The organism is Asaia sp. BMEF1, assembly GCF_051628905.1.
Taxonomy (GTDB): Bacteria; Pseudomonadota; Alphaproteobacteria; order Acetobacterales; family Acetobacteraceae; genus Asaia.
The window spans coordinates 1,163,297-1,179,399 of sequence record NZ_CP157575.1; the positions used below are offsets into that span (position 1 = coordinate 1,163,297).

Here is a 16,103-nt window from a genome sequence, read left to right on the forward strand (position 1 = left end):
TAGAAAAAGCTCTACCCTCCCAGGAAGAGGTCAGCCTGCGACCTTTGACTTGATATACTCACGCAAGACGATCAGCGTGTCATCGAGCCCTGCTTCTGTCGTCAGTCGCAATGCGGGGGTTTCGGGTGCCTCATAAGGGGCCGAGATGCCCGTAAATTCGACAATCTTCCCCGCTCTAGCCGCAGCGTAAAGCCCCTTGGGATCGCGGCTTTCGCATAATTCGAGCGTCGCATCGACATGCACTTCGTGGAAGCCCTCTCCGACAATCTGTGCCGCCTGCGCCCGATCTTCGGCAAGGGGCGATACCAGCGCGACGATTACCACCTGTCCGCTTTCGGCCAGAATACGCGCAACATGGGCCGCTCTGCGTATGTTCTCTCGACGATCGGCAGCAGAAAAACCGAGATCGCTGCACAAACCGGCACGCAACGTGTCACCATCGAGCACGGTCGTGCGCAGCCCCTGCGCCACGAGTTCGGCCTCGGCAGCCCGCGCGACGGTGCTTTTGCCCGAACCGGGCAGGCCGGTCAGCCAGAAAACAGCCCCTTCATGACCATGCAGAGCGCGACGCTCGCCTGCCGTGACCTTGCTCGCCGTCGGGTGGATGGCATGCGCACCATCCGGCAGTTCCGCCGCACCGAGAAGCGGCGCACCGCCTACGATACGCTGGAAACGATCGACGAGTACGCCACGACCATCGTTGTAGCCCGGCGCGAACGCGTCAAACAAAATGGCATGAGACGTGGCGAGCGTGATCTCGGCAAAACCATCCGGCGGCACTTCGTCTCCCGGCGAGAGCGTCAGATCGTCCAGATTGACCACGGCGTCGATCGACGCCACAGTCACGTCATGCTCGGCGGTCGCCAGTCGCAGGGTAAAGCTTTCGCCCACACGCAGAGGCTCGCCACGCAGCCAGAACAGGCGCGTGCGGATACGGGCAGCACGAATCGGCGCCTTACCCGCTTCATGGGCATGAAAAAGCAGGTCACCACGATCCGGCACCAGATCTGGCTCCAGACGCAAGGCGATCGACTCACCGGCCCCGGCCATCGGGTTGACCGGTGCATGCCAGCGGCAGATTTCCGCCACTGTCGCCGTCTGACCCTGCGACCCGATCATGATGCGGTCGCCCGCACGGATGACGCCACGCTCGATGCGCCCTGCGACATAGCGCACATCATCGAAGCGATAGACATCCTGCACCGGCATACGAAAATCGAGTGCCAGACGCGAGGCGGGTGCAGGCACGGCTGCAAGCGCCTCAACGAGTGTCGGGCCGGTATACCAGGGCGCGCGCTCGGAGCGGCTGGCGATGTTGTCGCCATCGCGCGCCGATGCGGGTACGAAAGCCTCGACCGTAATTTCCAGTCGACCGAGCAGATCGCGTACATCGATCTCGGCCTGAGCGATCTTGGTCTGATCGAAATCGAGCAGATCGGATTTGTTCAGCAGCACGATGACATGACGAATGCCGATCAGGCGCAGCAACATGGCGTGGCGACGCGTCTGCTCCTGCGCACCTTCCAGCGCATCGACCACCAGCACGGCAGCCTCGGCATCGGCGGCGCCAGTGATCATGTTACGCAGAAACTGACGATGGCCCGGCGCGTCGACAATCACGAATTCACGCCCGCCCAGATGGAACGGGATACGCGTGGAGTCGACGGTCACGCCCTGATCGCGCTCGATCTGAAGGGAGTCGAGCAAGAAGCTCCATTCGACGGCCAGGCCGCGCTTGCGACTGCTCTCGACAATCTGGGCCAGCTTGCCATCCTGCAAGCTATCGGTGTCGTAAAGCAGACGCCCGATCAGAGTGGATTTGCCGTGATCGACATGGCCGACGATGACGATCGGCGTAGCGGCGGCCCGCAGCGAAGCGGGAAGGTCGTTGGTTGTCATGGTGTCGCCCATAGCTCAGAGATAGCCCGCAACGCGCAGACGCTCGAAAGCGTCTTCAGATTCATGGTCCATGGCGCGCCCGGCGCGCTCGGAGGTCTTGCTGTTTTCCAGTTCGGCAATGACTTCAGCCAAAGTCGAGGCATTGCTCTCGATAGGGCTTGTAATGTCCTGATCGCCGAGCGAGCGGTAGCGCTTGCCATTCTTGGCGAAATACAGATCGACCAGAGGAATGTTCTCACGCTCGATATAGCGCCAGATATCGATTTCGCGCCAGGAAAGCAGCGGATGCACACGGATATGCATGCCGTCTTCATAAGGCGTCGCGTACTGGTCCCAGAATTCGGGCGGCTGATTGCGTACATCCCAGCGATGACCGGCACCGCGCGGGCTGAACACGCGCTCTTTCGCGCGCGTTGCCTGCTCGTCACGACGGATACCGGCAATGACGCCGCGCAGCTTGTGCTTCTCGATAAGGCTGGCGAGGCCCGCCGTCTTGCGGGCCGCCGAGCGGGCCGCAGGCGGCAAAGAGGGGTCGATCTCTTCCACCGGCGGGCAATCGCCCAGCATCAGGTCGAGATTCCACTTCTTCGTGTATTCCTCACGAAAGGCGTACATCTCGGGAAATTTCTTGCCGGTATCGACATGCATGACCGGAAAGGGCACGCGGCCCATGAACGCCTTTCGGGCGAGCCAGACCATGACATTGCTGTCCTTGCCCAGAGACCAGAGCAGCGACAGCGGGCGCAGCTTGCGATAGGCTTCGCGAAGCACGAAAATGCTCTGCGCCTCGAGCTGATCGAGATCGTCCATGGCGCGCGGGGTCACCAGGTTGGGGGCCGCCAAACTCATGTTATGCTCCGTTATCGCGCAGGCAGATGAATGCCGCATTCTGTTTTGGTCTGACCGGCCCAGCGACCGGCTCTGGGGTCTTCGCCCTCGGCCACCGCGCGCGTGCAGGGCGCACAGCCGATGGAACGAAAGCCGAGGGCGGTCAAAGGATGGCGCGGCAAATTACGGCGCGTCATTTCCGTCTCGATCTGCGCACCCGTCCAGGCAGCAAGAGGGTTGATCTTGGCCCGTCGGTCATCAAGAGGCTCGAAAACGGGCATGGCGGCGCGGGTCGCGGCCTGACCGCGCTTGCGCCCCGTAATCCACGCATCGAAATCGTTCAAAGCGGCGTCCATCGGCTCCACCTTGCGCAGGGCGCAGCAGGCATCGGGATCGAAATCCGCCAGCATGTCCTGCGGGTCGCGATCATGCAGCGCCTTGTCGCTGGGGCCGACGGAACGCAGATTGGTCAGCCCGAGAAAACTGGCCAGCTCATCGCGATAAGCCAGCGTTTCGGGGAAATGACGGCGCGTTTCGAGAAAAAATATAGGGAAATCGGCGTCGATTTCGGCGATCATTGCCAGAAGCAGGGCAGATTCGGCGCCGAAGGACGAGACAAGCGCCAGGCGCCCATGCAGCAGATCCATGGCGCGCGCCAGAATCCTGTCTTCAGGGGTCTTTTCGAGGATCTGCCGTTCTGTCTGGGTCAGGGCCATGACTGAATAAATCCACACTAATAAATCGCTTATTGCGACGACATGCTCGACATAATACCTCAGACCGCGCCGTGCAATGGGTAATCTACGAACTTCACGCTTCCTGATGGTGAATTAAGCGACGGTGATTGACCACCTCGCCCACCAGCGTGAGCGCCGGGCTTGCCACGCGGCGCTCACTCACCAACGCAGGCAGACTGGCCAATGTTGCAACATGCACGCGCTGGTCATGCCTCGTACCGTGCTCGATTACCGCAGCAGGCCAGTCGGGGGGCAGGCCGTGAGCCATTAATTGCGCGCAGAGATCGGCCAGGGGCGCGAGCCCCATATAGATGGCGAGTGTCTGGCCCTTCTTCGCGAGACTGGCCCAGTCGAGATTGAGTGTACCATCGGCACGGGCATGTCCGGTTACGAAAATGCAGCTTTGCGCACAATCGCGATGGGTCAGCGGGATACCTGCCGCTGCCCCGCAGCCACTTGCCGCCGTGACGCCGGGAATGACGCGCACCATGACGCCAGCATCGACCAGCGCCTCCATCTCTTCGCCGCCACGCCCGAAGATGAACGGATCGCCGCCCTTGAGACGCAATACCCGCTCGCCCGCTCTGGCGCGACGAATGAGTTCTTCATTGATTCCATCCTGAGGCAGGCTGTGATTGCTGCGCTTCTTGCCAACGAAGACACGCTCGGCATCACGGCGCACGCGATCCATGATCGCCGGGGGAATCAGCTGATCGTACAGGACGGAATCGGCATTCGACATCAGACGCAGGGCTGCCAGCGTCAGCAGATCCGGGTCGCCGGGCCCTGCGCCGACGAGCCATACCTCACCCTGACGGGGCACGCCGCTCAGCGCCTCTTCCAGGCTCTGGCGTGCGGCTTCGTTCTCACCGCGCAAGGCCTGCTCGGCACCCGGTCCATCGACAAAGTTTTCCCAGGCGCGACGACGGATGAGCGTGTCGGGCTGCGCCTGCTTGATCCAGCCACGCTGCGCCTGCATGAAGCGTGAGAGGCGCGACAGCCCATCGGGCAGAAGGGCCTCGATCTGCGTGCGCAGACGACGCGCCAGCACCGGCGCGGCGCCATTGGTCGAGATCGCGATCTGAACCGGCGTCCGGTCGATGATGGCGGGCGTGATGAATGTCGAGGGTTCGGGATCATCGACCACGCAAATGGCCACGCGCAATTCTCTCGCCGTCGCGGCAATAGCGCGATTGAGCGCGAAATCATCGGTTGCTGCAAAAACCAGCCGCATTTTCGGCAGCAACTCGGGAAGGGTTTCAACGGTGATGGTATCGCCCAGATGGGCCACCCGCCCCGAAGCGACGGCCTGGGCGATCTCGGCATCGTCGATCCTCCCCAGAACTGCGATATCGGCACAGCGGCCAAGCAGCAGGCGCAGCTTGTTGGCCGCCACCTGCCCGCCCCCGATGACGAGTGTGCGCGCGTCATCGAGACGCAGGGCAATGGGGAGATAGGTCGCTTCCTTTGTCATCGTCCCTGTATGGCGTGCGCCCGGACAATCGCCAAGATGCGGCGATGCCGCAAAGGGGCGCGGTACAGGGGCTTGTAAGAAACCACACGAAAATGTCGGCTGGGCAGGGTCGGCAGGCCTGTTAACCTACCCACAAGATGAGCCGCGACGTAAAGGATCCCGCGATGTCCGACCCTGTTCTGTTTTCTCTCAAGGGTCGACGCGCCCTCATTACCGGCGCCTCACGCGGTATCGGCTTTACCCTGGCGCAGGGTCTGGGCAGTTTCGGCGCCGAGATCATTCTCAACGGACGTCAGGCGGGCGCGCTCGATACAGCGCGTGCCAAGCTTGAACAGGAGGGCATCGCGACACGGGACAGCGTGTTCGATGTGACCGATCAGGATCAGGTCGTGGCCGGGATCGAGGCCATCGAAAAAGAAGGGCCTATCGATATCCTGATCAATAATGCCGGCATCCAGTTCCGCTCGCCGCTCGATCAGTTTCCGCGCAACGAATGGGACCGGCTGATGTCGACCAATCTCAATTCGGTGTTTTTCGTCGCTCAGGCCGTCTCTCGCCATATGATTGCGCGCAATCGCGGCAAGATCATCAATATCTGCTCGGTCCAGAGCGAGCTCGCGCGACCTGGCATCGCGCCCTACACAGCCACGAAAGGCGCGGTCAAGATGCTGACCAAGGGCATGGCGACAGACTGGGCGCGCCACGGATTGCAGATCAACGGCCTCGCGCCAGGGTATTTCGAAACCGAGATGAATGCCGCACTGGTCGCCGACGAGAAATTCTCGTCATGGCTCTGCCAGCGCACACCTGCCGCGCGCTGGGGCAAGGCAGAGGAACTGATCGGGGCCGCCGTTTTCCTGTCATCGGACGCGTCGAGCTTCGTTAACGGCCACATTCTGACGGTTGACGGCGGTTTGACGGCATCGGTCTGAGCCTCTCTTAATTCTGTGTTTACGCATTCACGCTTCTGACGCTATGATTTGTGCTGGTTGAGCGGGCCCGTCGGCATTCCTTCCCGAAACGCCCTCCCTCCCCCTGAATGCCGGGGTGCCTGAAAGCGGGGGGCGATCATCATGATGCTTATGAAGCACGCAGGAACGGACCCGCCGGGTGGCGAGGGCAATTTTCACCATCATGCCCTCCAACCTCTGCGCGAGGCTTTTCCCGATATCCGCTTTTCACTGCTTCAAATCGGTGGAGGACAGCCCTCTCATGTCGATCCGAACCGGTGCGACTATCCCGATCTTGCAGGCTGGCGGGAACATGACTGGGCGCGCAGCACGCCCTCCGAAGGCGTGCGTTCCTTCTCTGGGTGGTCTTTTTATCCTTTCGGCGTCCCGGTTTCGGGGGCAATTGCGATCGATGTCCGACGCTCGCAGCTCGAACGGCGCGACGATCGCACGATCCACGCCCATGCCCTGCTGCTGGGCGCCCTGTGCGCGGGTGAGCGCGAGAGTCCCGCCGAGACATCTGCCACAACGCAGGCACCACCCGCTCTGAGAGAGGAAAGCCCTGCCCGCGCGCAACTCGGCTTCTTCTTGTGGAGCAGCGAGACCGGCAAGCTTACCGGCGACCCGCGCATGGCCTCTCTTTGCGGCTTGTCCCGTGAGGCGCTGCGACAGGGTCTGGACTGGGCTGATTTCGTCGCGTGTATCCATGAAAACGACCGTCCACCATCGCGCCTGCCCCCTGTCGAATGGCTATCGGGCGCGCCACAGGCTGGCGTGCGCCTGTGCCGCCCCCAGGGCGAAACGATTCGCGTCCATATCAGCGCCCAGCCCCATGGTCAGGATTGCACGGGCACGCTGATCGATATCGGCCATGACGACAGGCGCGCCCTGAGAACGAGCCAGGCTTTCATCAATTCGATGCTGGTAAGCGCCAATGACTGCGTAAAAATTCTCGATCTTGACGGCGTCATAACCTTCGTCAATCACGGCGCCGTGCTGGTACTCAATCTTTGTACGCCCTCAGACATGGTGGGCGTTTACTGGCCGGATGTCTGGCAGGAGCGCGGTCGTGCTTTGGCGCTCGACGCCATCGAGGCCGCACGCGTGGGTCAGACAAGCCATTTTCAGGAGTATGTCGAAACCGCCGATGGGCGAAAGCGCCTATGGGATGTCGTCGTAGCGCCCATATTGGGGCCGGATGGCCGGCCCGAGCGCATTCTGGGCGTATCGCGCGACATGACCGTCGCCAATCAGGAGCATGAGCGGCTCGAACTCGCGCTCGCTGCGGGAACGATTGTCGGAATGTGGCTCTGGGACGCGAAGCGAAGGCTGGTTACCGGCGATCTACGCATGGCCGAGACGCTGGGACTCCCCCCGGCCGAGCTTGCCGAGGGTATCGCTTTCGAGCGTCTTCTTACCTTTGTGACCCCGGATGACCGAGGCGGCATCGAGTCTGAGCTCGAAGCAGCGCTGCGCGAAAACAGGCCGTTCCGCTGCGAGTTGAGATTGCGCGATGACGGAACGCGCTCTGCCCGCTGGCTTGAGGCCAACGGGTCATGCACCTATGACCAGCACGGCAAAATCAGTCATTTTCCCGGTATCCTGCTCGATATCGATGGACCGAAACGTCAGACCCACAAGCGCGAAGCCCTGGTCATCTTCGGCGATGAATTGCGCACTCTCACCAGTGAGGACGATATCGTCGCGCTGACTTCGCGCACGCTCGGACTGACCATAGAGGCCGATCGCGCAGGATTTGCCGATGTCGATCGAGAGCGCGAACTGGCACAGGTGACCGATAGCTGGCGACGGGATTCGACGTTTCCGGATGTCTCGGGGCTCTATGCCTTCCGGGCTTATGGCTCCTATATCGAATTGCTGAAACGAGGCGAATGCGTCGCTATCGACGATGTGCGCTTCGACCCCCTGACCGCCGAGCAGGCCGCGTTTTTCGCTCCGCTCAGAATATGCGCGCTGCTCAATGTCCCGATCATGGAAAACGGGGCGTTGCAGGCCGTGGTCATCGTGCATTTCTCTCACCCTCATTGCTGGGACGAAATCACGCTTTCTTTTGTGAGAACCGTCGCGGACCGGAGCTGGGCGGCGATAAAGCAGGTCCGTGCGCAGGAAGCCCTGCGACGCATGAACGAAACGCTCGAAGAACAAGTCCTGCGGCGCACGCGCGAGCGCGACCGGCTCTGGGCTATCAGCGCGGATCTGCTGGCCCTGACTGATCGCGACGGCAAGCTGCGCTATCTTAATCCAAGCTGGCAGCGCTGCTTCGGCGACGCGGCGCGAAGCTGGCTGGGCAGCAAGGTCGAGCAACTCGTTCATCCTGCCGATATGGCACGCGCCGCCGAAGCCTTGGCCATGTTGCGTGAAGGGCAGCTCGATCACGGGATTGACCTGCGTTTTCTGCATCAGGATGGCGAGTGGCACACCTTTAACTGGTCCGGTTCCATCGAGGGCGACGACATCTATCTGATAGGGCGAGACGTCAATGATCGCATTGCGCTTGAAGACCAGCTGCGCCAGTCGCAGAAAATGGAGGCCGTAGGTCAGCTGACCGGTGGCCTTGCCCATGATTTCAACAATATCCTTGCGGGGATCGGCGGAGCGCTCGATCTGCTGAGCCGCAGGCTGGAACAGGGCCGCACGGACGGTCTCGAGCGCTACATCTTCGCAGCCAGAGGCGCGACCGATCGCGCCGCCGCCCTGACCCACCGCCTGCTCGCCTTCTCGCGCCGTCAGACCCTCGACCCGCAGCCCGCAGACATCAATGCCCTCATCATGAGCATGCAGGATCTGATCAGCGGCACCATAGGACCCGGCGCCATTCTCGATCTGAAGCTGGATCAGTCCATCGGACCGGCTCTGGTCGATACCAACCAGCTTGAAAACGCCCTGCTCAATCTGTCGATCAATGCCAGAGACGCCATGCCCGACGGCGGAGCACTGCGTATCGCCACCTCTCACGCCAAGCTTGGCGTTCTACAGGCGGAGGAATGGGGTCTGCGCCCTGGCCGCTATCTCGTGCTTTCGGTTACCGATACCGGTGTCGGCATGAGTGCCGATGTCATGGCCCGTGCCTTTGATCCGTTCTTTACGACCAAGCCGATTGGCAAGGGAACGGGGCTCGGGTTGAGCATGATCTACGGATTTGCCCGGCAGTCCGGCGGACGCGTCAGCATCGCCTCGACACCGGATTCCGGCACCTCCGTGCATATCTGGTTGCCCAGTCACGCGGCTACTCTACCCTCAAGAGCCAGGCAGCCAGAGCTTGCAAGGGGTGGAGAGACCCTGCGCCATTTGAGGGTGCTACTGGTCGATGATGAAGAGACGCTGCGCTTCACCATGCGTGAAACACTTGAAGAGTGGGGCGCCGTGGTACAGGAAGCCGCGGACGGCACGGCGGCTCTTGCCCTGCTCAACGATCACGAGCGTCTGTTCGATGTTCTGATTACCGATGTCGGCCTCCCCGGAGGGCTGAATGGCCGACAGGTCGCCGATGCAGCGCGCATTCTGCGCCCGGGGCTCGCGGTTCTCTTCATCACTGGCTACGCCGAACAGGCGATCTTCAACCGTCACTCAGAAGACGAGAAGATCCACATCCTGCCAAAGCCCTTCACCTCGGAACTGCTCGAAGAGAAGCTCAGGACCGCTCTGCGCAGCTCCTGAGCTTCTCTTCAAGGGCTTGAACGCGTAGCCGGAAAGCCTGTCTATGCAGCCTTTTCTTGCCCCCATCGTGCCGTTGGCGCGATCAGGCGCCCGTCTCCGCCAGAGTCTGATTTTTCGGCGGCTCGGGCGTCTCGCTCTTTTGCTGCAATGCACCGAGCCCGGTGACCTCAACAAAACGGGTCGGGTAGGGCAGATGAATACCGTGCGCTTCGAAGGTTTTTTTCATACGGCGGTAGAATTCGCGCTGAACCGGCCAGCGCCCCGCCGTCGTGGTGGGCAGGGTGCCGCGCACGGTCACAGAAGTCTGATTGAGAGCGTCCACGCCCCACATCTGAAAATCGTCGATAATCAGCGCACCGAAGCGCTCATCCGCGCGCATCTCGGCAGTAATCTCCTTGATGGCGGCGACAACGTCATCCGTATCGGTCTCATACCCCGTTTCAGCCACGATGATCGCTCTGGCGAAGTCACGATTATAGTTGATGATCTGCCCCAGAGAACTGAACGGAAAGATGTTCATCGACCCGTCATTGGCACGCACATGCACGGTACGCAGCGACAGATGCTCGACCACGCCATAAGTGCCATTGAGGGTTACGGCGTCACCAACGGTCAGGGCGTTTTCCATCAGCAGAAAAATCCCGTTGATGAAATCCTGAACCAGCTTCTGCGAACCGAAACCCAGCGCCACACCGAAAATCGAGGCGCCAGCCAGAAGAGGGGCCACATTCACGCCGATCTCGCTCAGGACAGTCAAGCCGATAACGGCCACCAGAACAACCAGCAGCACGATACGGATCATAGGCTGAAGCGTGCGCACACGAGCCAGACGCGCCGCACCCTCTTCGAGCGCACCGACCTTACGGGCATAGCGCTCAAGCGTGAGGTTGGTCGCCTCCCAGACCAGAACCCCGAGAAACAGCGCGATCAGGACGGTCATGGAAGACGAGATCAGCCTGTAGCCAAGCCCGCCAACACCGAACAGCGCTTTTACAGGGGCTCCCCACGCACCGGCGAGCGCGAGAACCGTAAGCACGACGATGACAACCGACGTCACACGTTGGGCAGGTGCATAATATCGGCTGAAGCGTGTCTGGGTGTCTTCGCTGAGCGCTACCCAGCCCGGAGCGGTGCGAAACACGCGCTCCAGCACGCCGTATAGCACGATGCTGACAAAGCGCATGAGTACCAGCGCTGCGGCACTACGCAGGAAGAGCTTCCAGATCGCGGCGTAACCATGATGGATCTCGGCCGCCCAGACGAGCCAGAGCCCCATATCGAAAAACAGCGCCACGACCCACCAGATGCGGCCGAAAAGGTGAAGCGCGCTGGCACCGACGCCACGCTTGTCACCCCGATCGCAAAAACGCATCACGCGGGGGCGGCTGCGCATGATCATGACTGCGACCATCAAATGCAGCACAAGCGTCACGATTTTGAGCAGGGCCTCAACGACCCGATCCGGCAGACCGCAATCATCGAGCGTCTCGAGCGCCGCCGCCGAAATGCCCGTGGTGATCACAAGCAGACGCGTCCAGTCGAACAAGAAGATCGACGCAGAGTCCGAGAGTAACGCAAGACGCAGCCATGGACGCTTTGGCGCCAGAATGGTCCTGACCGCCACGATCAGCCCTCCGGCAATCAGTGCCGTTATGCTGAGCGCCCGTAGCAGGGCAGTCGTTGAGTCATCGGCATCGGGGTCGATCACGATAATCAGCAGCGCGATGAACGGCACGACGAGCACGGGAAGGCTGTCCAGCAACAGACAGAGCAGGCTGTAAGGCAAGCGCTTGAGCACGAGCATCAGCCGGGCCAGAGCCCCCTGATGACGCAGGCGCGACAGACGCTCCTTGTCCTGGCCCTCTTCTTCCTCGCGGGTCGTTTCAGGAGGGGTCGAGGCGGCCTCACGCTCGACCGCTTCTTCCGCGGCCTGACGATCATCCTCTCCCTTGATCAGGGCCGCGCGCCCCTTGATACGGGCCATGGCCTCGATCCGACCGCGAGGACCACGCAACAGAAAACGCAGCGCATAGAACAGGCCAGTGCTGACAATAGCGAGCCCCAGTGCCCTCAAGAGCAGCTTGAGAGATTCCTTGCGGTCGGCTTCGCTGTTGCGCATATGCCGCCACCAGGGACCGATTGCGCGCACATCGACCACCGTGCGCAGCAGCGAATGCGCCTGGGCGCTGGCAACACGGCTCCAATCCGTCGCGCTGCCCAGTATCTCGGCTCCGAGTCCGTCCGGCTTCAGTTTCGACGGGTTACCCGCCGCCTGAGCCCCACCCTGCTGAGCCTGTGTCAGGTTCTGGAGAGTGGTCAGAAATTCCTTGCGTCTGGTTTCGTCGTTGAGAACCGAGGCGAGTTGCCTCGCCTGTTCGGCAGTAATATGCGGTGCCGCAGTGCTGACGGGCGCCGTTTGCGCCCGAACAGGCAGCGCCACGCCGAGAAAGAGACCGGACATCAGAATCATGAGCGCCATGAAAACGGCGCGGCACGATGATGCTCGTGAAATGGGCAGCATCGGAGGCTTCCTTGCGGGAGACAGATCGGGATGGAGGCCCTTGCCTATAACAGGTCAGTGAGGCGGGGCAATGCGTAGCGGTCCCGGCGAGCACGCCGACACGCCGCCAGAGAAAACAAAGGCAGCGTTGATAGCGGCATGTGGCCCCCGCTATCGGGAACGCGAACGAAGGCGGGGGCGGGGGCATTTTATGCCCCCGAGCGCTCAGGCTGCTTCTGCCAGACGATGTTCGCGCCACAGAACCTTCAGCGCCGATACGAGCGAATCGATATCCTCGCGACGATGCAGCGGCCCCGGCGTGATGCGCAGGCGTTCCGTTCCACGGGGAACGGTCGGATAATTGATCGGCTGGATGTAATGCCCGAAGCGCTGCAAAAGCGCGTCGGAAAGGGCACGACAGCGCGTCGCGTCTCCCACCATGACCGGGACGATATGCGAGGGGTTGGCCAGATGGGGGATATTGGCACGATCGAGGCTTTCACGCAGCCAGGCGACGGCCTGACGATGCGCCGAACGCTCTTCCTGGCTCTGGCGCAGATGGCGGATGCTGGCGAGCGCGCCTGCTGCCACCATAGGCGGCAGCGCCGTGGAGAAAATGAACCCTGACGCGAAAGAACGTACGAAATCGCAAAGGGCCGCCGTACCGGTGATATAGCCGCCGACAACGCCGAAGCCCTTTCCGAGCGTTCCTTCGATGACCGAAAGCCTGTGCGCGATGCCGCGCTCTTCGGCCACGCCGCCGCCCTGATGGCCGTACAGCCCTACGGCATGAACCTCGTCGAGATAGGTCAGGGCATTATAGCGGTCTGCCAGATCGCAGATCTCTTCGATTGGCGCGATGTCGCCATCCATAGAGTAGACGGACTCGAACGCCACAATCTTGGGCGTCTCCAGAGGAAGCGCCTTCAGCTTTTCCTCGAGATCGGCCACGTCGTTATGGCGGAAAATCATCTTCTCGGCGCGGGAGTGGCGGATACCCTCGATCATCGAAGCATGATTGGCGGCGTCGGAAAGCACAACGCATCCCTTGAGACGCGCAGCGATCGTGCCGAGTGTCGCCCAGTTCGACAGATAGCCGGAATTGAACAGCAGAGCCGCTTCCTTGCCATGCAGCGAGGCCAGTTCAGCCTCGAGCGCAACGTGCTCGTGATTTGTGCCGGAGATATTGCGCGTGCCGCCTGCCCCGGCGCCGCTGCGCTCAAGGCTCTCATGCATGGCCTTGAGCACGTCGGGGTGTTGCCCCATGCCGAGATAGTCGTTGGAGCACCAGACTGTGATGTCGCGTTTCAGGCCATGATGATAGGCGTGCGGAAACTGGCCCGCATGACGCTCAAGCTCGGCGAAATGCCTATAGCTGCCATCTGCCTTGAGCCCATCAAGGGCCGTCTGGAAATACCGGTCATAGACCGCATCTGCCTGCGCCATCTCTTCTCCTTCTCTTCAGCACTTAGCGCTGAACAGCTTAAGACGTTGCAGGGCAAGTTAAACTCACGTTATGGGCGACGCTTGCCAGGCAGGACCGCAGGCCGCGTCAGGCACGCGCTGCCCCCAGGCCACCAAGCCCTGCGTCAGGGACAGGGCTGTGCCTCCCGCAGCGCAATGCGGTCAAGCTCGGGACAATGGCCACCCATCTCGTCGAACCCGGCAGAAACCGCAAAAGCGAACTGCGCCGAAGAAGTGATACGGGCAAAATGCGTCTTGAGCCCCAAAGCATGCATGGCTTCGCACGTTGCCGCAAAAAACCGGGACCCTACCGGGTCGAGTTTGTGGGCAGGCTTCTCGATATCCAGAGGACGCCATGACCCGCTGGGGGTCATAACGAGTGCGGCATCCATGCTCACACCCGAAAGGAGACCCGAAGCCGCTCGCTCTTTCAGTAAACTCATGCTCGTTGGGTCCTGCCCAAAACGCGTCATCCATATCTCGACGCCCCAATCGATGAGAATTGCCAGAGCGAGCGCCAGGTCACGGCTATCGGCTGCAAGACGCCGTTCATGCAGCGTGATGCGCAGGGCTTCGGGGGGAAAGGCCGTCTCGGCGAGAATTTTCTTGAGCGCCCAGACAAAATCATTATCTGGCGCCATTGCATCGGTTAGCGTGATGGTGACGGAATGAGCAGCGCCTGAAGCGTCTGTAGATTGGGCCAGTAACGGTGCCGTCAATCGACAGATCTGCTGCAACCGCATCAGATCTATCTCTGAAGAGCCGGTAATCGCCAGCTTACTGCGTCGTTCCTCACGACGCCGATGTCTGACAATCTCGGAGATACCAGACTCTACCTCCCATCCAATCAGGCGTACGTCACCTCGTTGCAGACCGAAACGATTCGTCCAGCTTGGCTCAAAATCACGCTGACGTGCCCTGACTTTGCCAGCGCTCCGTTTGCGACGCTGGCCGGGCACACGAGGAGCGGTCGCGTCATTCCCTTCGAAGGTCACGATGGACTTGGGCCCGCTTGCGTTCGCGACAGATCGGGAGCTCCCCTGGTCATCCATCACATCATTCCCACAGTGAAACCAATCAGGACGCTAACACCTGACGTCTAACAAGCTGTTAACGGTCAACGATGCCAGCCGCCTTACCGAGATGCCCTGCCTGGATGACCGAGCACACGCCAGCGTGAGACAGGACTCGATTTTTCAACAGAGGCGTTGCAGAATGGGGAGTGAAACGGTCCGCTATCTGACGCGCTTATGTCGCTCTCCCTTCGTTTTCCTTTCTGTTCAAGGACGAGACCATGTCGGCCTCCGCCCGCCCTTCGCCCCTGTCACAACTCCTCTCCTACCCACCGCTCGTCGCCCTCAAGCCCTACTGGCGCGTGACAATCGCCGCGTTTCTAGGCTGGTTTCTCGACGCTTTCGACCAGACAGCCCTGCTTCTGACACTACCTGACATCTCTCATGATTTCGGGGTGACGATCAGTGCCATGGGCTCCGTCCTGCTCGCCCAGAGCATCGGCCGGGCAATCGGTAATACGGGTTGGGGCTGGTTGGCAGACCGTTACGGGCGACGACTCGCCTTTCTTCTGGGAGTGCTGTGGTTTGGTGTATTCTCGGCGGCGACAGGCTTTTCCAACGGTCTGATCAGCATGATCGTCATCCAGTTTCTGTTCGGTATCGGCTTCGGCGGCGAATGGACGGCTTCCGCTGCGCTGCTGATGGAAAGCGTGCCGGGGCGCAGCCGCGCCATGGCTTCGGCCATCATGATGTCTGGCTATGAGCTGGGCTTTCTCGCTGCAACGGCAGCACAAGCGATCATCCTGCCGCATTACTCGTGGCGTCTTCTTTTCTTCATAGGGCTCGCCCCTGCCCTGCTCGCGCTCTTCATCCGTATCGGGGTGCAGGAGAGCCCGGTCTGGAAACTGAAACAGGAAGAGCGTCGCAATGCCACCGAAGCGGCGCCTGCACCGAAAGTAAAATTCGTGCTGACCATGGCGGCCGTGCAGGCCATCGCGCTCATGTCGTTTCTCGAGTTCCAGAAGGCGGCCATCTACAGCCTGTATCCGACCATCCTGCGCGGTGTGCATCATCTGAGCCCGGCGATGGTCTTCTGGCCGATAGGCTGTTTCTGCATAGGCTCGCTGATCGGCAAGCTTGGCTGCGGCGCCCTGGCCAGCCGTTTTGGCGATCTGCGCGTCATTATCGGCACTCTGATCGTGGTGGTGCTCACCATCTATCCGTTCCTGAGTGCCAGCGCCTATCCTGTGCTGTTGATCTCTGCCGTGATCATGGGGCTTGCAGCTTCAGGGGTTTTCGCCCTTGTGCCGCATTATCTGGCCAAGCGCTTCCCTTCAGATACCCGCAGTTTCGGCATGGGACTGAGCTACGCCATCGGCTCGCTCGGTCAGGGTCTGGCAGGCAAGCTCGTACCTGTTTGCGGGCGGTCACTCGGCCTGCCCCTTTCGGCCCAGATCTTTGTGATCGGGTCGAGCGTCGTCGTGGGGGCGATTGCCCTGATCAAGCCAAAGGAATTGCCGGGCGAGACAATGGAGATCGAGCACCACTGACGACAAGCCT

The 16,103-nt window shown here is 61.2% G+C and carries 10 protein-coding genes; 3 read left to right on the forward strand and 7 right to left on the reverse strand.

Annotated elements, in window-relative coordinates; genetic code table 11:
- Positions 1-30 precede the first annotated feature (30 nt).
- The 4 genes from cysC to cysG form a co-directional block, all read right to left on the reverse strand.
- Positions 31-1,899, reverse strand: coding sequence for an adenylyl-sulfate kinase (gene cysC / locus ABHV46_RS05065; protein WP_438383270.1), 1,869 nt, complete (start codon positions 1,897-1,899; stop codon positions 31-33).
- A gap of 15 nt (positions 1,900-1,914) precedes the next feature.
- Positions 1,915-2,709 carry a sulfate adenylyltransferase subunit CysD gene (gene cysD, locus ABHV46_RS05070; RefSeq protein ID WP_336945252.1) on the reverse strand — a complete coding sequence of 265 codons (795 nt, stop codon included), beginning with the start codon at positions 2,707-2,709 and terminating at the stop codon, positions 1,915-1,917.
- A 50-nt stretch (positions 2,710-2,759) separates the two neighbouring features.
- Positions 2,760-3,443, reverse strand: a complete 684-nt coding sequence (locus tag ABHV46_RS05075; protein WP_438383272.1) for a phosphoadenylyl-sulfate reductase — start codon at positions 3,441-3,443, stop codon at positions 2,760-2,762.
- A gap of 94 nt (positions 3,444-3,537) precedes the next feature.
- A complete protein-coding gene (gene cysG / locus ABHV46_RS05080) occupies positions 3,538-4,938 on the reverse strand; it encodes a siroheme synthase CysG (RefSeq protein WP_438383274.1) in 1,401 nt (466 codons plus the stop codon).
- 164 nt (positions 4,939-5,102) lie between these two features.
- Here cysG and ABHV46_RS05085 point away from each other — a divergent pair, with 164 nt between their 5' ends.
- Both ABHV46_RS05085 and ABHV46_RS05090 read left to right on the forward strand, forming a co-directional pair.
- Entirely contained in the window at positions 5,103-5,870 is a 768-nt protein-coding gene (locus ABHV46_RS05085) for an SDR family oxidoreductase (RefSeq protein WP_438383276.1), read from the forward strand.
- A gap of 141 nt (positions 5,871-6,011) precedes the next feature.
- Positions 6,012-9,566 (forward strand): PAS domain-containing protein, encoded by a 3,555-nt coding sequence (locus tag ABHV46_RS05090; RefSeq protein ID WP_438383278.1) that lies wholly within the window; start codon positions 6,012-6,014, stop codon positions 9,564-9,566.
- 82 nt (positions 9,567-9,648) lie between these two features.
- On the opposite strand, the gene ABHV46_RS05095 is transcribed toward ABHV46_RS05090, so the two are convergent.
- From ABHV46_RS05095 to ABHV46_RS05105, 3 genes are all read right to left on the reverse strand, one after another.
- Positions 9,649-12,087 carry a mechanosensitive ion channel family protein gene (locus tag ABHV46_RS05095; RefSeq protein WP_438383281.1) on the reverse strand — a complete coding sequence of 813 codons (2,439 nt, stop codon included), beginning with the start codon at positions 12,085-12,087 and terminating at the stop codon, positions 9,649-9,651.
- A 204-nt stretch (positions 12,088-12,291) separates the two neighbouring features.
- The gene (gene hemA, locus ABHV46_RS05100; RefSeq protein ID WP_438383285.1) at positions 12,292-13,512 is read right to left on the reverse strand and encodes a 5-aminolevulinate synthase; all 1,221 of its coding nucleotides are present in this window, start codon (positions 13,510-13,512) and stop codon (positions 12,292-12,294) included.
- 143 nt (positions 13,513-13,655) lie between these two features.
- A complete protein-coding gene (locus tag ABHV46_RS05105; protein ID WP_438383287.1) occupies positions 13,656-14,525 on the reverse strand; it encodes a hypothetical protein in 870 nt (289 codons plus the stop codon).
- Positions 14,526-14,824: 299 nt separating this feature from the next.
- On the opposite strand from ABHV46_RS05105, the gene ABHV46_RS05110 reads away from it, so the two are divergent.
- A complete protein-coding gene (locus tag ABHV46_RS05110) occupies positions 14,825-16,093 on the forward strand; it encodes an MFS transporter (RefSeq protein WP_336944743.1) in 1,269 nt (422 codons plus the stop codon).
- Positions 16,094-16,103: the final 10 nt, after the last annotated feature.